Here is a 23993-nt window from a genome sequence, read left to right as displayed (position 1 = left end):
CCCGCCATGTCGCTGTCCGTCTCACCGCGCCCGCGCACCACCGCCCCGACCACCCTTGCCGGGCCCGTCTCCCGCCAAGTCCCCGCCGCCTGGCTGGCGTTGCTGGCCACGCCGGTCGCGGCGAGCGCGAACAGCCCCGTCCTGATCCTCCCCGACATGGCAGGCGCGCTCGGCGTACGCACGGCGACCGCGACGTGGCTCGTCACGGCCTTCGCCTGGGCGATGGCCGTCGGCACCCCGCTGATGGCGGCCCTGCTGCGCCGCCGCGGCCTCGGCACCACGCTCAAGCTGAGCGCCGCGCTGATCGTCACCGGCACCGCGGTCGTGGCCGCGGCACCCTGGCTGCCCCTGGTCATGGCGGGCCGGGTGGCCCAGGCGGCGGGCGGCGCGGGCCTGATCACCGCGGCGATGAGCCTGGCGGGCTCGGTCCGCAGGATGGGCGTGATCACGGCGGGCTTCGGCACGCTGGGCGCGGTCGGCCCGCTGCTCGGCTCGACGATCGCGGACGCGGCGTCCTGGCGGGTGTCGCTGGCGGTCGGCGCGCTCGCACTCATCGCCGTACCGGCGGTGCTGCGCCGTGCGGACCTTTCCGTGCCGGCTCCCAGCACCACGCCCTTCGACGGCAGGGGCGCGGCGCTCCTGGTCCTCACGGCGACGGCGCTGGTGCTCATCCCGCGCTACCCGCTGCCCGCGGTGGCGGCGTCCCTGGCCGTGGCGGCCCTGCTCGCCCTGCACATCCGCTCGAACCCCACGGGCTTCGTACCGGCGTCGCTCCTGCGCACCCGCACGTTCATCGTCTCCTCGGCGCTGGCCTGCACCCTGGCGACCTCGTACTTCACGCTCCTGTTCACCATCCCGCAGCTGCTCACGGACCGTACGAACTGGTCGTCCGCCACGATCGGCACGGGCCAGCTGATCGCCCTGCTGGCCGGCTCGGCGCTCTCCATGACGCTGGCGGCCGCGGCGGCCCGCATGAGCCGCCGCCGGGTCCTGACGATCCTGCTCACGGCGGGCGCCCTGGCCCCGCTGACCGCGCTCCTGACCCCCTGGGCGCCGCTGCTCCTCCTGGTCGCCACGGTCGCGGTCTTCGCCACGAGCGCGGGCCAGGCGACGCTCGCGGTCCACGCCACCACGTCCGCGCCGGCCGCCCAGCGCCCCACCGCGATCGGCCTGTTCAGCCTCTGCTACCAGCTGGGCGGCGCGTTCGGCCCGGCGATAGCGGCCCTCCTCACCCTCGGCGCCTGAGCCCCGCTTTAGGAGAGCGGTGCTCTCATCCCCACTCCAGGCCAGCCCCCCCTTCCGACGCACCACCACGACCCGATCCGCTACCCTGTCCTGGGCTGCACCAGCGGCAGCCCCGACCCAGCCTTCGTAGCTCAGGGGATAGAGCACCGCTCTCCTAAAGCGGGTGTCGCAGGTTCGAATCCTGCCGGGGGCACAACGCATTACAGCTCTGACACGGGATTCATCCCCCGGGAGAGCTTCAATTCGGCCTCGGACGCGTCCGGGGCCGTTTGCGTGGGCGGATGAAGGAGCTGGTCTCCGCCGAGAAGGGCGGGCGGCGGCGCAGCACGGTAGCGCGTCTTCGTGTTCGACTCGCGAGACGTCGAGGCAGGCACTGTGGAGCTGGGCTCTGTCCCGGATCCGCCTCGTGCACACCGACGACCAGGTGATCGCCATGGCGCGCGACATGCTGAAGGCGGCCGGTCCGCACGGGCACAAGTACGCCATCGACGCCGTCCTGGCAGCCGTGGCCGTGCGGGAAGCCGCGCAGGGAGCTCAGACGACCGTCTTCACCTCGGACACCGACGACATGAACCAACTCCTCGCGGGACACCCGGTGAGAGTCGAGAAGGTCTGACGGAGAGGCTTCCCACGCCGCACCCCGGCAGCTGCCGGTACGGCAAAGGCCCAGGCCACGGACGCTAGATCCGTGGCCTGGGCCTTCGTCGTGCGCCCTGCGGCGGATGACGGCGCCGCAGGGCCGGACGGACGCCGCCCAGGTGGGGAGGCGCTGGGTGGGCGGCGTCCTCGGCGCGGGAGGCAGCGCGCCGAGGTGGGGCTGTCTTCATCTCACAGCGGAACCCCCGGTACCGGCAGTGTGTGCAGACGGCACGTGACTGCACTCCGGTCACACGGGGTGCGAACCGTGCCGGTGCAGGGGGGGAAGGTGGGTAGGCGGGTGGGCCGGGGCGGCGAGGTCTGTTCGTCGCGGTGGTCAGGGGCCTTCGAGATGTGCTCGGGCGTGAGTCAGTACCCGGCGGGCGTGCGCGCCGTAGACGGCCGAGTCCGACAGGGCGTTCCACACGCGGCGGTAGAGCGCCGTGCTCTCGGCGTCGTCGAGCCAGAGTTCGGCGTGCCAGTTCTCGACGATGGCGAGCCGGTCGTCGTAGAGCCAGAAGCCGTTGGCCGGCGGGACCGCGACCTCCGCTCCCAGGGGGACGATGCCGAGCCGCACGGTGTCCAGGCCGGCCGCGCCCACCAGGCGGTCGAGTTGAGCGGCGCGGACGTGGCGGGGTGCGATGCCCGCGTGCAGGGCCGCCTCCCACATGACGATGTGGAACGTGCGGCCGGGACGGTGGAGGAGTTCCTGGCGCTTCACCCGGGCCCGTACGGCTTCGTCGAGGTCGCGTGGGGAACGGTGGAGCTCGGCGTAGCGGGCGAAGACATGGCGGGCGTAGTCGGGCGTCTGGAGCATGCCCACGACCTTGGCGCCCTCCCAGGCGCGCAGCACCGTGGAACGTTCGTACTCGACGGTGAGCGCGTCCTGCACGGGCCCGTGCCCGGACCGCAGTTGGCGCCGCCACGAGCGGGAGTGCGACTCGATGCCCTGGAGGCGCGCCGCGAGCTCGTCGGCCAGCGCGGGCTGACCCACCGCGTGCGCCCAGGCGGAGAGGTCCACCAGGGTCGGCGTCTGGCGGCCCGCCTCCACCTTGCTGACCTTCGACTGCTGCCAGCCGAGCCGCTCGGCGAGCACCCGCTGGGAGGTGCCGGCGCGCAGCTCACGCAGCCGCGCGCCGAGGGCCGTCCGCCCTTGCTGGAAGTCGGTGCTCACACGGCGAACGTACCCAGTACGGGCCGAAGTGCCTCCACCACTTCGGGCCGTAGAGTTCCCGCATGGTGACCGCGACCGTTCGAGAGTGGCGAGAAGAAGAGGGATGGGGAGTTCTCGACTCCCCCGAGACCCCCGGGGGCTGCTTCGGGCACTTCTCCGACATCCAGACGTCCGGCTTCCGCACCCTGTCCCCCGGGCAGCGCGTGGATCTCACCTGGGAGGCGCCCGGGTTCAAGCAGGACGGGTACGACTATCGCGCGGTGAGCATCGTGCCCCGGTCTGACTGAGAGGTACGCGGGGCCCGAGAGCCCGCCGGAATCCACCGGCAGGCCGCCCCTCCACGCCTGATCCCACCGCCCCGGCCCACCTGACTTGGGGTGTGGGGGCGCCCGTTCCGATGCTGGTGCGGTCCTCCTCCCGCTCCTCGGAAGCGAGCCCCTCATGGCGTCCTCCGCCCGCATTCCCGTGATCGACCTCAGTCCCTGGTACGCGGATCCGCACGGCGGTACGGAAACCGCCGCTGCCCGGCGGCAGCTCGCGGACCGCGTCGATCGCGCCCTCCGAGCGACCGGCTTCCTGCTCGTCACCGGGCCCGGGACCGACCCCGCGCTGGCCGGTCAAGTCCGTTCCGCCGCAAGCGAGTTCTTCCACCTGCCCCCGGCCGTCAAGGAGCGGTACGCCCAGCACGCGGGGCGGCGCGGATGGGTCGGCAGGGAGCGGGTGACCGTCGGGCGGTCCGAAGGGACCGAGACGCCGCCGGACCTGTTGGAGGTCTGGTCCTGCGCCGCGGACTCCGGTGGCGGGCCCGGTCGTACGCGGCGGCTGCCCCTCCGGTGGCCCGGCACGGAGGTCCCCGCCCTGCGGCCCCTCGTCGCCGAGTACACCGCCCGCATGCGCGCCCTCGCCGACACCGCACTGGAGGTCATGGCGACGGCCCTGGACCGGCCCGTCGACTTCTTCACCCGGCACACCGGCCGCCCGAACTGGGACTTCACCGTCAACTGGTACCCGGCGGCGGACGAGACGGGCCCCGCGGCCCCCGGCCAGTTCCGCATCGGGCCGCACACCGACTTCGGGCTCCTCACCCTCCTGGACCGGCAGACCGGCAAGGGCGGCCTCCAGGTGCACGACGAGCGGAGCGGGTGGCGGGACGCACCGTACGAGCCGGGTGCGGTCACCCTCAACATCGGTGATCTGATGGCCCGTTGGAGCGGCGACCGCTGGCGCTCGGGCCGCCACCGCGTCCTGCCCCCACCGGCCGACGCGCCGCAGGAGGAACTCACCTCCCTGGTGTACTTCCACGCCTGCGCCCCCGACACCAGCATCGCCTCGCTGCCCGCCCCCGTGGGACGTACGGCCTATCCGGCCGTACGCGCGGGGGACTATCTCCACGCCAAGATGCGGTCGATCTACGGCACGTCGCCGACCCATTCCGGGAGTTCGGATGCTTCCGGGAGTTGCGGGATTTCCGGGATTCCCGCGGATTCCGACCCCCGCACCTCATGAGCCCTCCTGAATCCTCATGAATTTCCGCTGACGTACGCCTTAAAAGCGGTCGTCGAGCTGACGAGTTCTACGCCAACAGCCCTGCTCACCAGCTACGTTGAGGGACCGGAACGATCGATTTCGGATAGTTCCCGACGCGTTTCTCCGCAACCAACCACAAACCCCTGATGTCCCACCTAATTGCAAGGACCACTTACGCATCATGGAGGTTTTGCCATGTCCTCATACTTCTCCGGGCGTCGTACGTTGCGAACCGTGTCAGCCGTGGCGCTGGCCGTCAGTGCCGGGATTTCCGCGCCGTTGCTGTTCGCCGGGAGCGCGGGGGCCGCGGGCTCCGCGGGCTCCGCCGCCTCCGCCACCGCCGGTGTCGGCGAGGGTGACCGCGAGGTCGTCTACACGGCCGCCCCCGGGCAGGCCAACAAGGTGAGCGTCACCGCCACCAAGAGCACGGGCAAGGTCACTTACCTGATCGACGACGCCGTCACGATCGACGCCGGTGCCGGCTGTTCCTACCCGGACGCCGCCGACCACACCAAGGTGTCGTGCAGCGTCGACACCCTGGAGAGCCAGGACCCTTACCCCGCGCTCCAGTTGATGCTCGGCGACGGCAACGACTCGGTCAGCTACGACAACGCCGGTGGCGAGTCCTACTACTTCGCCCGCGCCGACCTGGGTCCTGGCAACGACACCTGGAAGCACACCAACGGCATCGACGGCAACGCCGTGCTCGGCGGCACCGGGGACGACGACATCACCGTGGGCGAGAACGGTACGGCCGCCGGCGGCGACGGCAAGGACACCATCCACGCCGGTGCCGGCGGCATCGCGCAGGGCGGCAACCAGAACGACGTCATCTACTCGGAGGGCGAGGAGAGCGCCGTCGAGGGCGGCGCGGGCGACGACGAGATCCACGGCGGTGCCGGGCGCCAGCACCTGAACGGCGACGACGGCAACGACACCATCTACGGCGGTGCCGGAGACGACTTCATGTACGGCGGCAAGGGCAACGACATCCTGTACGGCAACAGCGGCAACGACACCATCTACGGGAACAGCGGCGACGACCAGCTGTACGGCGGTCCCGGCCAGGACGTCCTCTCCGGCGGCCCCGGCCGCAACGTCGTCCACCAGGACTGACCTCGACACGGGCCCGGGGGCACGGCGCGCCGAAGAGCGCGCCGCGCCCCCGGCGCATGGGCCGGTGCCGGGTCCCGCCGACTCCGCCCGACGGCAGCGTCCGGGCAGTGTGGTCCACTGTGACGAGCCGGCGAACAAGTTCGGAGAAATCCTCATGGGCTTTCTGTACGTGGCCTTCTTCGCCGCGATCCTCTATCTGGTGCCCGTGGCCCTGCTGTGCGGGAAGGTCGCGAACAGGACAACGGCGAAGATGGGCTGGACCATGGCTTTGCTGCTGATCGTCTTCCCCGTCATCCTGCTGGTCATCGGCGGGGTGATCGACGCCGAAGGGGCCGCGTCGTGAACGACCGCCACGACCGGTACGAGCCAGCGCACAGAGGGAGCACGGCATGCGCATTCCTGGACCCGAGCCGATGGCGGACGGTGGCGTGGGGGCCATCGCCGCCGCCGGGGGCCTGCACACCTACCAGTTGTGGCTGCACCGGGAGTTCGGACCCGTCGTACGGTTCCAGCTGCCCGGTGTGGAGACGGCCGTCTCCGTCGCCGATCCCGTGCTCCTGGAGGCGACGGCGCACATCGACAAGCGGCCCGAGAAGCTCTTCGAGTTCCTCTCGCCGCTGCACGAGGCGGAGAACCTCCAGGTGCTCGGCGCCCAGGAACACGGGCCCTGGCGGCGCATCCTGCTCTCGGTGCTCGCCGGACGCCCCTCCCACGAGCGGCACTTCGCGCAGTTCACCGCCCTGGCGACGGAGCTCGCCGACCGGCTCGCGGGCCGGGCGGACGGGACGCCCGTCGCGCTCCAGAAGGAGCTCACCGAGCTGTCGCTGCGGATGATCTGCGCCTACGCGCTGGGCGGCGCCGACGGCCTCACCGACCCCGAACGGGCCGTCGCCGCCTTCGAGGTGGTGCTCACCGAGCACCTGGGACGGCTCTACCAGGTGCCGGACGACTCGGAGGACGCGGCGCGGGCGGCGGCGCGGGCCGCCCGCGTCGAGGACGCGCTCGGGCAGCTGCGCGCCATGGTCGACCGGGTGATCGCGGCCCACCGCTCCGCGGGGCGCACCGACCGCAGCGATCTGATCGGCGCGCTCGTCGAGGCGGGCCAGCGGCCCGCGCGGATCCGCGACACCGTCATGGTGACGCTGCTCGCCGCGCACCACACCACGGGCGTGGCCGTCTCCTGGACCCTGCATCTGCTGGGCCGCCACCCCGAGGTCGCCGAGCGGGTCGCCGCCGAGCTCGACCGCGTGCTCGGGGACCGCGCCGCGCCCGAGTACGCCGACCTGCGCCGCCTCACCTATCTGGACATGGTCCTCAAGGAGTCGATGCGGCTCTTCCCGCCGGGTCCTTACGGTGCCCGCGAGACGACCGAGGCGCTCACGCTCGGGGCGTACGGGATACCGGCGGGCACCACGATCTTCTACCCGTTCTGGGCCGTCCACATGAACCCCCGGTACTGGCCGGAGCCCGAGCGGTTCAGGCCCGAGCGGTTCACGCCGCAGGAGGCGGCCGGGCGGCCCCGGCTCGCCTACATCCCCTTCGGGGTCGGGCCGCGCAGCTGCGAGGGCGCGCAACTCGCCACGGTCGAGGCCCAGTTGGTACTCGCCGTGCTGCTCAAGCGCTTCCGGTTCCGGTCCGAGCCGGGCCACGAGGTGGCGCCGGTCGAGCGGTTCGTGCTGTGGGCGGCGGACGACATCCGCATGACGGTGGACCCGCGCACGCCGTAGCCCCGCACGGCGGCTCAGCCGCGGATGCGCACCCCGTACCGCGTGCGCATCCGGTGCAGTTCCCAGAGCGCCACCAGGGTCACGGACACCGGACCGCCGAGCACCGCGCACCACTGCGCGGCCGGCGGTCCGTGCGGCAGCCCGCCGTCCAGCGCGATGCTGCACAGCGTCAGTTCCCAGACGAGTACGACGGTGAGCGCGGCCGGGAGCGAGGCGTGCACGTTGGCGGTGTTGAAGGCGTAACGGGCCGCGTAGGCGGAGGAGAAGAGCATGAACGGCAGCAGCCAGAGGAGCCCGATGAGCAGCGCGAGCGCCACGAGCCCGTTCAGGAGCGTGCCGTAGTTCTGCTTCAGGAGCAGCGCGGCGCCGATGAGGACGCCCACGGTGCCCGCGAAGATGCCGACGTACCAGCCGACGGCCTTGAGCGGGGCGCGCAGCCGGGAGCGGAGCACGGGGCGCTGGTCGGCGGGTGCGAGGCCGATGAAGGCGAGCACCGCGAGCGGCCCGGTGATCATGAGGAGGAGCGGCGCGAGGAGCAGCTTCACCACGCCGTCGTTGGCGACGCCGCTCCAGCCGTCGTCCGCCCCGTAGGCGTAGATGAGGCCGAGGCTCGCGGCGAGTCCGACGAGCGCGCGCCACAGCTGCACGCGGGAGACCAGCCGGTCCTCCACGCGCCCGCCGCCGGGCTGGTTGAAGATCGCCTCGGCGCGGCCGCGTGCGGAGCGGAGCACCGGGATGAGCGGCGAGACGAAGAACGCGCCGCAGCCGAGCCGGGAGCGTCGCGGGGCCGGTCGGGGCCGCTGGGGTTGCGGGTAGGGGCCCGGAGGCGGCGGACCGTACGGGTTCTGGCCATTCGGTGGTGGTGGACCGTACGGATTCGGCTGCTGCGGCACCCCGTACGGATTCGTGTTTCCCTGTCCCGGGGCGTTTCTCGGGCCCCAGCCCCCCTGTGCCATCGAGTCCCCTCGTCTCATTCCGGCCGTGTCGAGCGCCGGAATTCTACTGGGCGGGGGACAACTCCGACGGGACCCAAATGGTTGCTTCGCGTGGCAACTTCGTGAAAGTCAGACAGCCGCCGGCAGCCCGAAGCGCACCTTGGTGGCGCTTTCCGACACCTCCCACAGGCGCCGTGCCGTCTCCGGGTCCCGTGCGGGGGCGCCGAGTTCCACGCGCGTGGGGGCGCCGCGCAGTTCGCCCCTGCCGTCCGGGCCGATGAGCCGGCCGCCCTCGGCCTCGGGCGCGGTCGCCGCGTAGAGCTGGGGCAGGGCGCCGTCGGCGGGCGACTGGGCGAGGGGCTTCAGGAGGCGGCCGAAGAGGAGCGAGACCAGCTTGGTCGGGCCGTCCGTCTGGAGGTTGGTGGCGGTGTAGCCGGGGTGTGCGAGGACGCTGCGCACCGGGCTGCCCGCGGCGGTCAGGCGCTGGTGGAGCTCCCTGCCGAAGACGGCGTTGGCCAGCTTCGACTGGTCGTAGTGGCCCATGGGCGAGTAGTGGCGCGCGCCGGTGAGGTCGTCGAAGCGGATCGTCGCCTTGCGGTGGTTGACCGAGGTCACCGTGACCACGCGCGGGTCACGGCCGCGGGTCAGCAGGTCGAGCAGGAGTCCGGTGAGCGCGAAGTGGCCGAGGTGGTTGCCGGCGAACTGGAGCTCGTGACCCTGCGGGCTCAGCGTGCGGGGCGGCGCCATCACGCCCGCGTTGTTGACGAGTACGTCGATGCTCCGCCGGTCGGCGTGCAGCCGGTCGGCGAAGGCCCTGACCGATTCGAGGTCGGTCAGGTCGATCCGGCGCACTTCGAGGCGTTCCCCGGCCCCGGGATGCGTCGCGGTGATGTCCCTGACGGCCCGGTGGCCCTTGTCCTCGTCGCGCACGGCGAGGATCACCTGCCCGCCACGTCCGACGAGGGCGCGGGCGGTGGCGAGGCCGAGTCCGCTGTTGGCCCCCGTCACCACGGACAGGCGCCCGGTCTGGTCCGGAATCCGTTCGGTGGTCCAGCGCTGCTTCTGCGTCATGCGGCACACGTTGCCCTTTGTGGCACTCGGTGTCAATGCGCTACCGCGTGCCATGTGAGGCAGTGCGCGACGTCCCGGCGTTACGATGGGCCGGTGAGCTCCCGTCCCCAGAACAGCCTGGCCCAGCGCAAGCGACAGCTCGTCGCCGACGAACTGACCGAGGCGGCCCTTCAGTTGCTGGCCTCCAAGGGGTTCGAAGCGGTCACCGTCGACGAGATCGTGACCAGCGCCGGGGTCTCCAAGCGGACCTTCTTCCGGTACTTCGCGTCCAAGGAGGACGTCGTCGTCCAGTTCCTCGCCGGGATGGGCACCGGCATCCACGCCGAGCTGACGTCCCGGCCCCTGGACGAGCGCCCTTCCGTGGCGCTCCAGCACGCGATCTGGACCTCCATGGCCGCCTGCGACGCGCACTCGGACCGGGCGCTGCCTGTGGTCCAGCTCATCCTGCGCACGCCCCCGCTGCTCGCCCGGCTCCTGGAGCGTCAGGCGCAGTGGCGCGAGGACCTGGCGGCCGAGCTCGCCGGGCGCCTCGGGCTGGACGCCGACACCGACCTGTATCCGCGGATGGCCGCGGGCATGGCGCTCACCGCCTTCGACTCCGTGCTGCGGCACTGGAGCGCGAGCGACGGCACCCAGGACCCGGCCGACCTGATGGACCGGGCCTTCGCGGTCATCGCTCCCGCACTCGACCCGGTGCGGCCCGCACGCTGAACGACAGCGACGTCAGCGTCCCCTCGACCTGCCGCCGCAGCTCCCCGGCCGGCGGGCGCAGCCGGTCCGCGCGCTCGGCGGGCAGCGAGATCGCGAGGGCCGAGGGGACCGCGCCCGCCGTGATGGGCACGGCCGCGCAGACCGTGCCGGGCGTGTACTGCCGCCACTCGTGCACGGGGCCGCCGCGGTCCGTGCGGGCGAGCTTGCGCAGCAGGGCCCGTTCGTCGGGGACGGTGTACGGGGTGAGGCGCTCCACCGGATGGCGCGCGAGATGGCGGTCCGTGCCCCGCCGTGCCTTCGGTCATCTGTCGCTCCCCGTAGGCGCGCCGGTGTGCGCTCTGCTCACCGACGCGGAATGGCTGATTCCAATTGCCCCGTGTCCGGGGGCACCCCCACGGGTGCTCGCGCCCCTACCCCCTAGGCTTCGGGCCGACCGCGATCCGAGCGGTCACGGAGCAGCGGGGGATCATGGACCAGCGGGGGAACACGACGTCCGACGAGGCCGCACCGGCCGCCGGGAGACCCGCGCCCTCCTCCCCGCTCCGCGTGCCCGCCTTCCGCAGGTTCGTCCTCGCCAACCTCGTCTCCGCCACCGGCTCCGCGATGGCCCCGCTGGCCCTCGCCTACGCCGTGCTCGGCGCGGGCGGCGGGGCCGGTGCGCTCGGCGTGGTGCTCGCCGCCAACACCGTGCCCACCGTGGTGTTCCTGCTGGTCGGCGGGGTGCTCGCGGACCGGGTCTCGCGCAGCAGGCTGCTGTTCGGCGGCAATCTGCTGGCCGCCGCGGCGCAGGGCGCCCTGACCCTCGTGGTGGCCACCGGACGGGCCACCCCCGCCTCGATCGCCGCCTGCGGATTCGTCTCCGGCGTCGCGGTGGCCTTCACCACGCCCGCCGCGCAGGGCGTCGTCACCCAGCTCGTCGCGCCGCACCAGCTCCAGCAGGCCAACGCGCTGCTGCGGCTGCCGACCAACGCGGTCAAGGTGGTCGGCCCGGTGACCGGCGGGCTGATCGTCGCGTTCGGCGGGCCCGCGTGGGCGCTCGGCTTCGACGCGCTGACCTTCGCCGTCGCCGCGCTGCTGCTGCTCGGACTGCGGCTCGGCGCACCGGTCGTCGCGAGCGGCGTCCTCGCCGATCTGCGCGCGGGCTGGCGGGGCTTCCGCTCGCGCACCTGGCTGTGGACGTACACGGCGGCCGGGACCGTGCTGGTCGCCGCCTTCCTCGCGGGCTATCAGCTGCTCGGACCCGTGACGGCGGACGAGCACTACGACGGGGCCCGCACCTGGGGATTCGTGCAGGGCGCCTTCTCGTTCGGGCTGCTCGCCGGGACCGTGGTCTGTCTGCGCTGGAAGCCCCGCCGGCTGCTCGTCGTCGCGGTCTCGGCCTCCGCCGGACTCGCCCTGCCGCTCGCCGCGCTGGCGCTCGGCCTCCCGCTGCCCTGGCTGCTGCTCGCCACCGCGCTGGCGGGCGTCTGCCTCGACATCGCGGGCGTCACCTGGGTCACCGCGCTCCAACAGCACGTACCCAGCGCCGAGTTGGGGCGGATGAGCTCCTTCAACCAGGTCGGCGAGCGGCTCGCGATCCCGCTCAGCTATCTCGTCGTCGCGCTCGCCGCGGGCGCCTGGGACGAGCGGACCATGCTGCTCGTCTGCGCGGGCGTCGTGACCGGTGCCAGCGTCCTCAACCTCTGCGTACGGGACATCCACCGCGTCAACAGAGAGCCCGCGCACGGTAGTTGATGCCGTGACGTTATCGCCGAATGGCATCGGTGCAACTCGGCCCGCGCTCCCGATACTCGTCCCGACCGGAGGCCTACCCCGCAGGCCTCCAGCCCGGAAGGGACACCCCCATGATCAAGACCAGAACCGGCGTCGTCGCGGCCCTCGGCACCGCCGCCCTCGTGGCCACCCTGACCGCCCCCGCGGCGTTCGCGGCCCCCTCCCCCACCGCCGAGACCGCGCCGACGCTCCGCACGTCGACGTACTCCCCCTCCGCGTCCTCGGCCGAGGACCAGGCGGCCAACCGCCAGTTCTTCGAGGCCGTCATGAAGTCGGCCCTGAAGAAGCAGGCCGCCAAGCCCGGCATCCAGGTCGTCACCGTCCGCTACAGCACCAGCAGGGCGCCCAGCTTCCGCAGCCAGATAGCGTCGAGCACCCAGATCTGGAACTCCTCGGTCAGCAACGTGAAGCTCCAGGAGTCCAGCTCGGGCGCCGACTTCGAGTACCGCGAGGGCAATGACTCCCGGGGCTCGTACGCCTCCACCGACGGGCGCGGCCACGGCTACATCTTCCTGGACTACCGGCAGAACCAGCAGTACAACTCCACCCGGGTGACGGCCCACGAGACGGGCCACGTGCTCGGTCTGCCCGACCACTACTCGGGCCCGTGCAGCGAGCTGATGTCCGGCGGCGGCCCCGGCACGTCCTGCACCAACGCCTACCCCAACGCCCAGGAGCGGTCGCGGGTCAACAGCATCTGGGCGCGCGGCATCGCCACGCTCAAGGACGAAGGCGCGCTGACCAAGGTCCGTTAGTGCCTGTCCGGCGGATCAGGCCCTAACCGCCCCCGCGGCAGCGGCTGTTACGAACGGCAAACACGCATGTGGCCAACCCGGCCGCGCGCGGAGCCCTCTCCTCCGGCATGGGGACACACTCTCGTGCTCAGGGGACGAAGGCGCCGCGCCGCGGCCGGCGCCGCCTCGTCGACTACCCGCGCTCCGGCCGCTCGGGGCCGCGCCGCTGGCTGCCCTCCTGGCGCCAGTGGCTCGGCTCCTTCGCCCTCCTGTGCACCGCCCTCGGCACGCTCTTCGGCTGTGTGTACGCCAGCGTGGACATCCCCGACGAGAACGCGGCGGCCCGCCGCGAGGCCAACGTCTACTACTGGGCCGACGGCACCCAGATGGTGAGCACCGGCGAGGTCGACCGGCAGAACGTGGGGCTCGACCAGATCGCGCCGTCCGCCGTGCACGCGGTGATCGCCGCCGAGAACGCGTCGTTCTACCGCGACTCCGGCGTCTCCCCCAAGGGCCTGCTGCGCGCGGGCGTGAACATGGTCCGCGGCCAGGAGACGCAGGGCGGTTCCACCATCACCCAGCAGTACGTGAAGAACACCTACCTCTCGCAGGACCAGACGGTCACGCGGAAGGTCAAGGAGTTCGTCATCGCGCTGAAGGTGGACCGCAAGAAGAGCAAGGACGAGATCCTTGAGGGCTACCTCAACACCAGCTGGTTCGGGCGCGGCGCCAACGGCATCGAGGCCGCCGCGCACGCCTATTACGGCATCCCCGCGCGGAAGCTGGACCCCAGCCAGGGCGCCTTCCTCGCCGCGATGCTCAAGGGCGCCGAGCTGTACGACCCCTCGGGCGGGCGCGGCAACCGCGAGCGGGCCCGCGGGCGCTGGGCGTGGATCCTGGACCGGCAGGTCCAGGTGGGCCTGATGACGGAGAAGGAACGCGCGAAGTACCGCACGTTCCCCGAGCCGCGCAAGCAGTCGCGCTCCACCAGCCTCGGCGGCCAGACCGGCTATCTCGTCGACGTCGCCAACCGGTACCTGCGCCAGCACCTCGGCCTCACCGACAAGGACCTGTCGGCCGGCGGCTACCGCATCCACACCACCTTCGAGCGGACCAAGGTGCGCCGCCTGGAGCGCGCCGTGCGCCAGGTCGTGGGCCGCGACATCGACCCCCGCAAGCGGGCGGCCGACAAGGACGTGCAGGTCGGCGCCGCGTCCGTGCGCCCGTCCGACGGCGCGGTGCTCGCGCTGTACGGCGGGCCCGACGCCACCCTGCACTTCACCAACAACGCCGACACCTCGGGCGTCCCCGCCGGTTCCGCGTTCAAGCCGTTCGTGCTCGCGGCGGCGCTCCAGCACGGGGTGTCCTCCCGCACGCCCGCCGCCGACGCGGGCGTGCGGGTCTCGCGCGACCTGCGCGGGACGATCACCGCCGACAGCGCCTACGCCCCCGACGGCACCCTGGGCACCCTGTCCGGCGCCCGCGACCCCGACCACCCCACCCTCGGCCAGGCCCTGACGTCGGGCGGCAACGCCACCTACGTACGCCTCGGCAAGGAGGTCGGCAGGGAGAAGGTGCGCGACACCGCCGTCGGAACGGGGCTGCTGCGCGGGAGCATGGCCCGCCTGGAGCCGACCTTCTCCATCGGCACGTCCACGCCCAGCGCCATCCGCATGGCCACCGCGTACGGCACGTTCGCGGGCGACGGAGTGCGCCACGACCCCTACTCGGTGACCAAGGTCGTCAAGAACGGCGCCGAGTTGGAGGGGCTCGACGAGCCGGTGTCGCGCCGCGCCCTGGACCCGCAGGTGGCCCGCGAGGTGACCCGGGCGCTGCGGGCCGGCGGCAAGCGCGTGGCGCCGGGCGTCGCGGCGGGCCGCACCGGCGACCAGGACCGGCTCAGGTCGGCCTGGTTCGTGGGCTTCGACGGGGACATGTCGACGGCGGTGACGATGTTCCGGGTCCGCTCGGGCGAGCCCCAGCTGCTGCCCATGTCGGGCGTGGGCGGCCCCAAGTCCGGGCGCGGCAGCGTGTTCCCGCCGCGGATCTGGAAGGCGTACGCCAGGCCCGAGCCGGCCCGCACCGCCGCGCGTTGACCTTGCCCCTGGGGCAGACCCCATCGTCCATGGCACCGGGCCGACCGGCCCGGTGACGGAGGATGACCCCGTGAACGACGACGACCTGCTGTCCATCGGCACGTTCGCCGCCCGCGCGCGGCTCTCGCCGAAGGCGCTGCGGCTGTACGACCGGCTCGGTCTGCTGCCGCCCGCGCACGTCGACGAGGCCAACGGCTACCGCTACTACCGGGCGGGCCAGATCGAGGCGGCCCGCACGGTCGCCCTGCTGCGCCGCCTCGACATGCCCCTCGCGGACATCGCCGAGGTGGTCGGGTCCGGCGGGGCGCGGGCGGCGCGGGCACTGGACGCGTACTGGGCCGGGGTCGAGGAGCGCTTCGCCGAACAGCGGACGCTCGCGCGCTACCTCCGTGGACGGCTCTCGGGAAGGAACACCGAGTTGTACGCGACATTCGAGGTCGAGACCGTGGACGTGCCGGAGCGGCACGTCATCACCGAGACCAGGCACCTGGTCGCCGACGAACTGCCCACCTGGATCGCCGCGTCCACGGCGCGACTGGAGGAGGCGGCGCGGGAGTGCGGCGGCGCGGTGGCGCCCTGCTTCGTCGTCTACCACTCCGAGGTCACGGAGGAGAGCGACGGGCCCGCCGAGGCCTGTGTGCCGGTGGCCGACGCCGCAGCCGCCCGCGCCTGGGCCGAGCGACGGGGGCGGGCCTTCGACACGAAGGTCCGGGTGGAGCCCGCGCACCGGCTGGCCTACACCAGGATCACCAAGGCACAGGTCTCCTTCCCGCAGATCATCGCCGCCTTCGACGCCGTGGAGGCATGGGCCGCCGAGCGGGGGCTGACCCTGACCGGGCCGTGCCGCGAGGTGTACTTCGCCGAGTGGGCGGAGACCGGGCCCGACGACGAGGTGTGCGACGTGGCGTTCCCGGTCTCGCGCACGGAGTGACACGCGTTCCCGGTCTCGCGCACGGAGTGACACGCGTTCCCGGTCTCGCGCACGGAGTGACACGCGTTCCCGGTCTCGCGCGCGGAGTGACGCGCGGGGCCGGGGAGGCGCGAGGGGGTGCGGGAGGAGGTGTGACGGCGGGACCGTGAAGGAGGGGGTGGTCCCGTACGCCCCCTCCTTCCCCCCACTACCTCCCCATGCAGCGCAGGCGACTTCGCCCGTCCCCGCACCTATTCTGAGGAAGCATGGAGGGGGATGCGCGAGCGGTGGACGGGGGCGTCGACTCTCCGATGGATCATGCGAGTTGGCGTGTGCGGCTGCGCCGGTGGGCGGCGTCGGGGAGCGGTGACGTCCTCGGCGCCGGAGTGCTGTTCGGCACCGACCGCGTCCTCACCTGCGCGCATGTGATCATCGACCCCGACACCGGCCTTCGCCCCGAGCGCGTCCAGGTCGAGTTCCCCATGCTCCAGGGCCTGCCCCGCACCCCGCGCCGCACCGCGACCGTGGCCGCCGGGCACTGGGTGCCGCCGTTCGGCAAGGCGCAGGGCGACCTCGCGGTGCTCGTCCTCGACGAGGCGGCCCCCGTGCCCTCGCCGGTCACCCTGCACCGCACCCTCGACTACCGGGGCGCGCCGGTCCTCATCGACGGCTTCCCCGAGTACCGCTCGGGCGGCCAGTGGCTGACCGGCGCCTGCATGGGGCCCGGCGGCCAGGGCGACGAGCGGGTGCAGATCGACATCACGGGACCCGGCGGGCTGCGCGGCGGGTTCAGCGGCGCCGGGGTCCGCGAGGAGGGCACCGACCGGCTGCTCGGCATCGTCGCGCAGGCCGACGAGAGCGGCGCGCACGGGTACATGATCCCGGCGGCGACCGTCGCCAAGTACTTCCGCGGGTTCGCCGAGCGGTACGTCACCGGGCCGCACGCCGTGCCGGGCCGCCGCGTCGTCTCCGCCGAGGCCGCCCGCGCCGCCCGCCCGCACGGGCTCCAGCGCGCCGTCACCCGCTGGCTGAACGCCGACGCGGACGCCTGGGACACCGAGATCCTCTTCCTCTCCGACGGCGACGAGCGGGCCCGGCAGGCGCTGTACGTCGTCCTGAACATGGCCGACCGTGAGCTCTCTCCCCAACTCGCCGTCACACCGGTCGAGTTGGCGCCTGCCGACGGTCCCGACCCGCCGGGCGACCCGGCCGGGGAACCCCGCCCGCCGACCGGCACCCCGCTGCTCTCCCGGGCCGGGATCTCCCCGCGCGTCGGCAGCATCGGCCTCGTCCTCGACCTGGAGGGCGTCGCGCTCGACGACCCCGACGTGCCCGAACTGCGCGAGGCGCTCGCCGTGCTCCGGCACGAACTGCGGCACGCCCCGCGCAGGCACCCCGCCGTCGCCGTACTGTTCGCCGACGGCTCCGCCACCGAGCCCACCACGGCCGTGCGGATCCTGCGCGAACTGTCCGCGTCCGGCGCCCGGTTGCTGCTCGTGGTCAGGGACAGCGCGCACGGCTTCTCGTACGCGGCCGCCGAACACCTGCTGCCCGTCGACCACGCGCCGCGCTGGCTCCAGCGCATCGGCACCCGCGTCGACGCGCTCGCCGACACCGAGCGGCGCGCCAGGCGCCTCTACCAGCGCGTGGAACCGCACGTCGTGGACCCGCCCGCGGCCACCAGCCTGGCCGCGCGGGCCGCGCTGTGGACCGTACAGCTCAGCACCGAACTCCAGCCGCCCGCCGGGCGGGGCGGACCGCGCCTCCTGGAGAAGCTCAGCCACGCCGAACAGGCCGTGGACACCTACCTGTTGCGGGCCACCGGCATCGAATACGAGCTGCGCGGGATGCTCGACGACCATCTGCGCCTGCGCGCGCTGCTCCGCGACCACCAGGCCGGGCTCGCCCGGCACGGCATGGCCGAACACCCCGACGCGGTCGGCCCCTACCGCGAGGCGCAGCGGCTCCTGATGTCCGGGCCCTGCCCGCTCGCCGACGCCGAACGCGCGGTGACGGCCTTCGCCCGGGTGGTACGGCGGCTCACGGAGCCGGACGGTGCCGCGTGACGCCCGGCGCGGGCTGCCCGCACCCGGGCTGTGCGGGCACCCTCACGCCCACCGGCTACTGCCTGGCCAGCGGCGAGCGCGTCGACCCCGACACCGGACTGCACTCGGCGGCGGCCGCGCCCCACGCGCCCGCCGCCGGAACCGGCGGCACCGACGAGTCCTCCCAGCACTGGATCGTCGACCCGGGCGTCGGCACCCCCGCCCCTCCGCGCCCCGCCCGCGTCGAACTCCCCCCGGAGAACGCCGACCCCACCGTGCTGCCCACCATCACGCTCCTGGACCGCGCGGACAGCACGGACGGCGACGCCGACGCCGGGGCGGCGCTCCCCGGCGAACTGCCGCTGCCGCCCGGCACCCTGCTCGCCGGCCAGTACCGCCTGGTGCGGCCGCTGGGCTACGGCGGCCTCGGCGAGGTGTGCCTGGCCCGCGACACCAAGGTCGACGACCGCGCCGTCGCCATCAAGATGCTGCACGCCGACCTCGCCGCCGACTCGTACAGCCTGCTCAAGGGCGAACGCAAGGAGCTGGTCGAGCTCAACCACGACGGCTTCATCCGGGTGTTCAACTACGGGCACCACACCGGGATCGGGGACTTCCTCGTCCTCCAGTACGTCGACGGGCTCACCCTCGAAGAGGTCGGGGACCGCGCCCACGAGCGCCCCGAGGAGTTCGGCCGCGGCCGCCTCCTGGAGTTCGTCCTCGCCTACGGGGTGCGCATCCTGGCCCCGCTCGCCCATCTGCACGCGCCGGACCGCGGCAAGGTCTACGGCGACCTGAAGCCGTCGAACGTCATGCACGACGGCTCCACCACCAAACTCATCGACGTCGGCAGCGTGCGCCGCGCGGGCGCGCCGGGACTCACCACCTCCCTCTACCGCGCCCCGAGCGTCGGCGACCGGGGCGAATCCCTGCCGCAGGACGACCTGTTCAGCCTCGGCGAGACCCTGCGCACCCTGTGCGGACTCGGCGACAGCAGACACGACCTGGCGGCCCTCGCCGCGCTCGGCCCGCTGGAGGGGCCGGGCGCGGACGCGCGCGGCCTCGGCCCGGTCTCCCTGGCCAGGGCGCTGCGCCGCGCCACCCGCACCGAACGCGCCGACCGGTACGCGACGGCGGGCGAGATGGCCGACCAACTGCGCGGCGTCTTCCGCGAGTTGCGCTCGCTGCGCACCGGCGCCGAGACCTTCGAGCCGTCGCCGCTCTTCCACCAGTCCGCGTACGCCCTGGACGGCGGCCTCGGCGCCGCCCCCGACGTCACGCGCTGGGCGGCCGCCCCGCCCTCCGCACCGCACCGCACCACCCCGGGACCGCCCGAGGTCGCGCAGCGGCTGCCCGTGCCGCGCCCCGACCCGGACGACGACCACCACGGCGAGCTCAGCAGGCTCGGCGACGACGACCCCGAGGCGCTGTTGCAGCACACCGGGGACTGGCGGGACTCCCCCGAGGTGCATCTGCTGCGCTGCCGGCTGCGGTTGCGGGCCGCGCTGCGCTCGGACGGCGACCTGACGCCCGCGGGGACCGCGCTCGCCCTGGCCGAGGGCGCCATCGGGCCCGCCGACGCCCCGCACGACTGGCGCCTCGACTGGCACCGCGGGCTGCTCGCGCTCGCCCGCTCCCGGGTGGCCGAGGCGCGGGACCACTTCGACCGGGTCTACGCCGCGATCCCCGGCGAGTACGCGCCCAAGCTGGCCCTCGGGCACTGCGCCGAGCACCTGGGGCGCTGGCACGAGGCGCTGACGTTCCACGAGGCCGTACGGCTGCGCAACCCCTCGCTCGGCAGCGCCGCGTTCGGCGCCGCACGCGCCCGGCTCGCGCTCGGCGGGCCCGACGCCCTCACCGCCGCGATCGCCGCCCTTGACGCGGTGCCCCAGCACTCCCGGCACCGCACGGCGGCCCGCACCGCCGCCGTGCGCATCCACATCGGCCACGCCCACGACGCGGCGGGGCTCGGCACGGCGCTGCGCCGCCTGGCCGGCCTCTTCTCCGCGCACGGGCTGACCGACGAACAAGCGCGCGTGCGGATGAAGGCGGAGGCGTGGGACGCCGCGCACCGCCTTGCGGGCGCGGACGAAGGCGACCCGCCGCAGGGCGGCGCGCAGGACGCCGTCCGCCCGCTCGTCACCGCCGCCGAACTGCGCGCCCTCGCCGCCGCGGCCGACCCGCGGCTCGAATTCCCCGGCGACGCCGACGGCTTGCGCAAGGACCTGTCCCGCTTCTATCTGGGCCTGGCCCAGCAGGCGGCCAGGGACGCCCCGGCCACCGACACCGAGGCACCGCTCGCCGAACTCCTCCTGGACCGCGCCTACGCGGTACGCCCCTTCGCACTCCGGCACTCCCGTCACGGCAGGGACACTCCATGGCTCGGTACGAAGATCAGGAACTGGATCAGGGCGGGCACGCCCGCGCCGCGATCGGCCTGGAGGTGAGCCAGGTCGTCGAACTGCCGCGCCCGCGCGCACCGCACGCCGACGAGACGGCACGGATGTACGCGGTGGTGACGGTGACGGTACGCAGACCGGACACGGCCCGCGCCGCACCCGCCGCACCCCCGTGCGCCGACCCCGGACCCCGCCTCGCCGAGGTCCTGCTCATCGACCACTCGTCCTCGATGGTGATCCCGCCGAGCCGCCTCGCGGCCGCCCGCGCCGCCGCCGTCAGCGCGCTCGCCCGCATCCCCGACGGGGCGTTCTTCGCGCTGGTCGCCGGGGCCGACCGGGCCACCATGATCTATCCCAGGCGCCCCGGCCTCGCCGTCGCGAGCCCCGACACACGGGCCGCCGCGGAGACCGCGCTGCGCGAGTGCACCCCCGGCGGCGGCACCGCGATGGGCACCTGGCTGGAGCGCGCCGCACGCCTCTTCCGCGAACTCCCGGCGGGCGCCGCCCCCGCCTACGTACGCCACGCGCTGCTGCTCACCGACGGCAGGAACGAGCCCGGCTACGAGAGCGAGGCGGAGCTGCGCGGCCGCGTCGAGCGGTGCGCGGGCGCCTTCGACTGCGACGTGGTCGGCATCGGGGACGCCTGGGAGACCGACGAACTCCTGCTGATCGCGGGCGCGTTGAGCGGCCGGACCCGGGCCGTCGCGGACCTGACCCGGCTCCCCGACGAGCTGGCCGCGCTCACCGGACGGGCCGCCGAGCGCGACGTCACCGGGCTGCGGCTGCGCCTGACCCACCGGGCGGGCGCCCACCCGCACCTGTTCGAGCAGGTGCACCCCACCCGGACCGCGCTCACGCCCGCACGCGTCGACCTCACCGGCGTCGGGACGGGCGCGGGCGGCCCCGTCCACGAGTACGAGCTGGCGCCGTGCGGCACCGAGACCCGCGCCTACCTCCTCGGCATCGGCGCGCCCTACGACCCCGCGCAGCTCGGCAAGGAGCTGCTGCTCACCGAGGTGGAGATCGGGGCGTACGACCCGGAGGGACTCGAACTCCCGCCTCCCGTACCGGTGTTGATGCGCTGGACGGACGACGCCGACCTGTACAGCCGCCTTGACCCGCAGGTCTCCCACTACCAGCACATGGAGGAGCTGCACGGCACCTTCGAGGAGGCGTGCAGAGCGCTCAAGCGCGCCGACAGGCCGACCGCGGAGGCGCTGCTCGGGACGGCCTGGCGGCTCGCCGAAGCGGTCGGCGACACGGCGATGCGCGACCATCTGCGCCGCCTCGTCCGGGTCCGCGACGGCGCCCGCGGCGAGGTCGAACTCCTGGACCGCATCGCGAAGTTCGACGTGGAGGCCGCCCGCATCCAGTCGAGCACCACGGTCCTGCCGGGGCAGCGCGCCGCCCGCACCCGGCGGCCCGGCGGCCCGCGGTGACGGGCTCCCCGCACACCGCCCGGCTGATCGCCGCCGACGTACTGCGCAGACTGCGCAGGTACGTCTGGCCGCCACCGCTGACCGGACGGCCCCGCAACCGCGCCTACCTGCGCGACCGGATGATCGCCCTGCCACTGCTCACCGTCGTCGCGACCGCCTGCTTCGGCTGGGCCTACGGACAGCTCCGCGCGGACTCGGCGGCCCTGCGCGACAGCTTCACCCCCGCCCTCGTCGCGCTCGCCGACGCCGAGATGTCCCTGCGCATCGCCGACCGCGAGGCCGGTCTCAGCCTGGCCGCCGGGGAAGCGGTGCGGCTCGGCGGGCTCAGCGACCGCTACCGGACCCGCACCACCCACGCCACCCAGAGCCTCAACCAGGTGGCCCGCAGCGGCGCCCTGACCACCGAGGAACGCCAGGACCTCGACGTCATCTCCGGGCTCGTCGTCGACTACGGCAACTGGATCGCCTTCGCGCAGAGCAACGTCGGCGACGCGGCCCTGCGGGACGCCGGGCTCTCCTACGCCCGCAGCATGCTCTGCTCCGCGCCCGCGACCACGCCCACCTCTGCGGCCGCCGCGAAACCGGCCGCCGACGGCTACCCGCCGTGCCCGCACACCACCGGATCCGACGCGACCGCCGTGGTGGACCGCATCTCGACGCTCGAAGGGAACCTGCGCGGCAGGCTCGCGGAGCGGGCGGGCCTCGGCGCCGGGGTGCTCGTCGCCGCCGCCTTCGCCGCGCTCGCGGGCGGACTGCTCGTCGTCGGCCTGTGGCGCACCCAGGTCTTCCTCCACCACCGCTTCCGGCTGCGCGTCAGCGTCCCGCTCCTGGTGGCCGCGGCGCCGCTGCTCGCCGTGCCGTTCCTGACGGCCGACGCGGTGCTCGCCGACCGCGCGCAGCAGCGCGTCACCGACGTGGCGGGCGAGCTGTCGGAACGGACCTCGCCACGGATCGAGAGCACCCACGACGAGCGGCCCTTCGGCCGGCCGCACCCCCTGCTCATCGACTCCCTGGCGCACGACGCCCGGCACGACCTCGCCGCGGGGCGCCTGCCCGCCCTGGACGGCGCGGCGCCGTGGGTGGTGCCCGCCGGGCTGCTCTGCGCGGTCCTGACCGGCGCCGCGCTGTACGGCTACCGGCGCGAGTACGTGCTCATCGCCCGCGCGGGGGCCGCCGCGTGAGGCGGGCCCGCGCGGCCGTGCGCGCCCTGCTCGCGGCCTGTCTGCTCGCCCTCACCGCCCTCACCGCGGGCGCCTGCGGCGGCGAGCGGCCCACCACCCTCGTCGTCCTCGGACCGTGGACGGGCGCCGAGGGCGAGGCCTTCGAGACGATGCTGCACCGGCTCGACGACGGCACCGGACAGCGGTACTCCTACGAAGGGACCCGCTCCCTGCGCGAGACGCTCGTCGCCCAGCTGGAGGCCGACGCGCCGCCGGACGTGGCGATCCTCAACAGCATCGGCGAACTCACCGAGTACGCCCGCGCCGACCGCCTCCAGCCGCTCGACGACCGCGCCTATCCGCCCTGGGCACCCGCCCTCGACCTCGGCGGCGGGCGCCACACCTACTGGGTGCCCCTGAAGGTCGACCTCAAGAGCCTGGTCTGGAGCGACCGGGGGCGCTCCGCCGCCGCCCCCGACTGGTGCGTGGGCCTCGCCTCGCAGGCCACCTCGGGCTGGCCGGGCACCGACTGGATCGAGGACATCCTGCTGCACCGCTCGGGCCCCGACGTCTACGCGCGCTGGGCCACCGGGCGGATCAGCTGGCGCGACCCACGGGTCCGCGCGGCCTGGACGACCTGGGCCGCGCTGCTCGGCAAGCGCTCGGAGAAATCCGTCGACCAGTCCCTGACCACGTCGTACGAGGGGACGCCCGACCCGGCGAAGCCCGGCTCGGAGCCGCGCGGGCTGCTCGGCTCGCTCTCGCCGCGCTGCACCCACGAGCACCAGAGCGCCTTCATCCGGTACGTCTACGCCGACCGGAAGGTCCGCGTAGGCCCGTCGGCGGGCTTCCTGCCGGGGCCCGCCGCGTACGACGGCGCCTACGAGGTGGCGGGCGACATGGCCGCCGTGTTCAGCGAGGACCCGCGGGCCCGCGAGCTCGTCGAGCGCCTGTCGGGCCGCACCGCGCGCTCGCTGTGGCGGGCCGGGGCCGCGCCCGAACTGCGGCCGCTGTTCCCCGCAGCCACCGACCCGCAGCCCACCGACCCGACGGGACGGCGCATCGCGAAGATCCTCACCGGGCAGGCCCAAACGCTCTGCTTCGACGCGTCGGACGTGCTGCCGCCCGGTCTGCGCGACGCCTTCCACCGCGCCGTCCTTCAGTACTTCAAGGACCCGGACGACGCCCGCCTGGACACGCTCCTGAAGCAGCTCGACACCGTGCGCGCGCGGGCCGCGCCCGGCGCAGGGCCGCCCGACTCGGGCGTCTGCGCGCCGCCGGGCGGCTGAGCCCCC

At 73.8% G+C, this 23993-nt stretch carries 20 protein-coding genes, 1 tRNA gene and 1 pseudogene; 18 read left to right on the top strand and 4 right to left on the bottom strand.

Annotated elements, in window-relative coordinates; genetic code table 11:
• Positions 1–6 precede the first annotated feature (6 nt).
• The 3 genes from ACIO9J_RS29545 to ACIO9J_RS29535 all read left to right on the top strand — a co-directional run bounded on the left by ACIO9J_RS29545 (position 7) and on the right by ACIO9J_RS29535 (position 1861).
• A complete protein-coding gene (locus ACIO9J_RS29545) occupies positions 7–1245 on the top strand; it encodes an MFS transporter (RefSeq protein WP_402006103.1) in 1239 nt (412 codons plus the stop codon).
• Positions 1246–1365: 120 nt separating this feature from the next.
• Positions 1366–1438, top strand: a tRNA-Arg gene (locus tag ACIO9J_RS29540).
• 213 nt (positions 1439–1651) lie between these two features.
• Complete coding sequence (locus tag ACIO9J_RS29535; protein ID WP_402006100.1) at positions 1652–1861, top strand: hypothetical protein; 210 nt, start codon at positions 1652–1654, stop codon at positions 1859–1861.
• A 357-nt stretch (positions 1862–2218) separates the two neighbouring features.
• Here the strand turns inward: ACIO9J_RS29535 and ACIO9J_RS29530 are convergent, their stop codons facing one another.
• Positions 2219–3055 (bottom strand): helix-turn-helix domain-containing protein, encoded by an 837-nt coding sequence (locus ACIO9J_RS29530; protein WP_402006097.1) that lies wholly within the window; start codon positions 3053–3055, stop codon positions 2219–2221.
• A 62-nt stretch (positions 3056–3117) separates the two neighbouring features.
• Between ACIO9J_RS29530 and ACIO9J_RS29525 the strand changes: the two genes are divergently transcribed.
• The 5 genes from ACIO9J_RS29525 to ACIO9J_RS29505 all read left to right on the top strand — a co-directional run bounded on the left by ACIO9J_RS29525 (position 3118) and on the right by ACIO9J_RS29505 (position 7425).
• The gene (locus ACIO9J_RS29525; RefSeq protein WP_402006094.1) at positions 3118–3342 is read left to right on the top strand and encodes a cold-shock protein; all 225 of its coding nucleotides are present in this window, start codon (positions 3118–3120) and stop codon (positions 3340–3342) included.
• A 154-nt stretch (positions 3343–3496) separates the two neighbouring features.
• Positions 3497–4561: an isopenicillin N synthase family dioxygenase gene (locus ACIO9J_RS29520; protein WP_402006092.1), complete on the top strand. Its 1065-nt coding sequence runs from the start codon at positions 3497–3499 to the stop codon at positions 4559–4561.
• A 255-nt stretch (positions 4562–4816) separates the two neighbouring features.
• The gene (locus tag ACIO9J_RS29515) at positions 4817–5698 is read left to right on the top strand and encodes a calcium-binding protein (RefSeq protein WP_402006089.1); all 882 of its coding nucleotides are present in this window, start codon (positions 4817–4819) and stop codon (positions 5696–5698) included.
• Positions 5699–5852: 154 nt separating this feature from the next.
• The gene (locus ACIO9J_RS29510; RefSeq protein ID WP_402006086.1) at positions 5853–6041 is read left to right on the top strand and encodes a hypothetical protein; all 189 of its coding nucleotides are present in this window, start codon (positions 5853–5855) and stop codon (positions 6039–6041) included.
• A 46-nt stretch (positions 6042–6087) separates the two neighbouring features.
• Entirely contained in the window at positions 6088–7425 is a 1338-nt protein-coding gene (locus ACIO9J_RS29505; RefSeq protein ID WP_402006083.1) for a cytochrome P450, read from the top strand.
• A 14-nt stretch (positions 7426–7439) separates the two neighbouring features.
• Here the strand turns inward: ACIO9J_RS29505 and ACIO9J_RS29500 are convergent, their stop codons facing one another.
• Together ACIO9J_RS29500 and ACIO9J_RS29495 are read right to left on the bottom strand one after the other, a co-directional pair.
• On the bottom strand, positions 7440–8156 hold the full coding sequence (locus tag ACIO9J_RS29500) for a hypothetical protein (RefSeq protein WP_402006080.1): 717 nt from the start codon (positions 8154–8156) through the stop codon (positions 7440–7442).
• A 333-nt stretch (positions 8157–8489) separates the two neighbouring features.
• Entirely contained in the window at positions 8490–9431 is a 942-nt protein-coding gene (locus ACIO9J_RS29495) for an oxidoreductase (protein ID WP_402006077.1), read from the bottom strand.
• Between the two features lie 93 nt (positions 9432–9524).
• Here ACIO9J_RS29495 and ACIO9J_RS29490 point away from each other — a divergent pair, with 93 nt between their 5' ends.
• Positions 9525–10142, top strand: a complete 618-nt coding sequence (locus ACIO9J_RS29490) for a TetR family transcriptional regulator (protein ID WP_402006074.1) — start codon at positions 9525–9527, stop codon at positions 10140–10142.
• Here the strand turns inward: ACIO9J_RS29490 and ACIO9J_RS29485 are convergent.
• Positions 10102–10410 (bottom strand): annotated as a pseudogene (locus ACIO9J_RS29485) (IclR family transcriptional regulator C-terminal domain-containing protein); the annotation flags it as partial. The gene ACIO9J_RS29490 and the pseudogene ACIO9J_RS29485 sit on opposite strands and share 41 nt — an antisense overlap.
• Before the next feature lie 200 nt (positions 10411–10610).
• Between ACIO9J_RS29485 and ACIO9J_RS29480 the strand changes: the two are divergent.
• From ACIO9J_RS29480 to ACIO9J_RS29440, 9 genes are all read left to right on the top strand, one after another.
• Complete coding sequence (locus tag ACIO9J_RS29480) at positions 10611–11876, top strand: MFS transporter (protein WP_402006071.1); 1266 nt, start codon at positions 10611–10613, stop codon at positions 11874–11876.
• Between the two features lie 110 nt (positions 11877–11986).
• Positions 11987–12670 (top strand): snapalysin, encoded by a 684-nt coding sequence (snpA, locus tag ACIO9J_RS29475; RefSeq protein WP_402006068.1) that lies wholly within the window; start codon positions 11987–11989, stop codon positions 12668–12670.
• 107 nt (positions 12671–12777) lie between these two features.
• On the top strand, positions 12778–14745 hold the full coding sequence (locus ACIO9J_RS29470; RefSeq protein ID WP_402006065.1) for a transglycosylase domain-containing protein: 1968 nt from the start codon (positions 12778–12780) through the stop codon (positions 14743–14745).
• Between the two features lie 52 nt (positions 14746–14797).
• Positions 14798–15676 carry a MerR family transcriptional regulator gene (locus ACIO9J_RS29465; RefSeq protein ID WP_402006062.1) on the top strand — a complete coding sequence of 293 codons (879 nt, stop codon included), beginning with the start codon at positions 14798–14800 and terminating at the stop codon, positions 15674–15676.
• A 290-nt stretch (positions 15677–15966) separates the two neighbouring features.
• Positions 15967–17721, top strand: coding sequence for a trypsin-like peptidase domain-containing protein (locus tag ACIO9J_RS29460; RefSeq protein ID WP_402006059.1), 1755 nt, complete (start codon positions 15967–15969; stop codon positions 17719–17721).
• Positions 17718–20147 carry a tetratricopeptide repeat protein gene (locus tag ACIO9J_RS29455; RefSeq protein ID WP_402006056.1) on the top strand — a complete coding sequence of 810 codons (2430 nt, stop codon included), beginning with the start codon at positions 17718–17720 and terminating at the stop codon, positions 20145–20147. Before ACIO9J_RS29460 ends, ACIO9J_RS29455 begins: the two co-directional genes overlap by 4 nt.
• Complete coding sequence (locus tag ACIO9J_RS29450; RefSeq protein ID WP_402006053.1) at positions 20078–21538, top strand: VWA domain-containing protein; 1461 nt, start codon at positions 20078–20080, stop codon at positions 21536–21538. The genes ACIO9J_RS29455 and ACIO9J_RS29450 overlap by 70 nt, the downstream gene beginning before the upstream one ends.
• Positions 21535–22719, top strand: a complete 1185-nt coding sequence (locus tag ACIO9J_RS29445) for a hypothetical protein (RefSeq protein WP_402006050.1) — start codon at positions 21535–21537, stop codon at positions 22717–22719. Before ACIO9J_RS29450 ends, ACIO9J_RS29445 begins: the two co-directional genes overlap by 4 nt.
• Positions 22716–23987 carry an alpha-glucoside ABC transporter substrate-binding protein gene (locus ACIO9J_RS29440; protein ID WP_402006047.1) on the top strand — a complete coding sequence of 424 codons (1272 nt, stop codon included), beginning with the start codon at positions 22716–22718 and terminating at the stop codon, positions 23985–23987. Before ACIO9J_RS29445 ends, ACIO9J_RS29440 begins: the two co-directional genes overlap by 4 nt.
• The last annotated feature ends 6 nt before the right edge of the window (positions 23988–23993 follow it).

Source organism: Streptomyces sp. NPDC087300, from assembly GCF_044744425.1.
GTDB lineage: Bacteria > Actinomycetota > Actinomycetes > Streptomycetales > Streptomycetaceae > Streptomyces.
The sequence above is the reverse complement of the archived record's forward strand: the minus strand, read 5'-3'. Positions and strand labels throughout refer to the sequence as shown.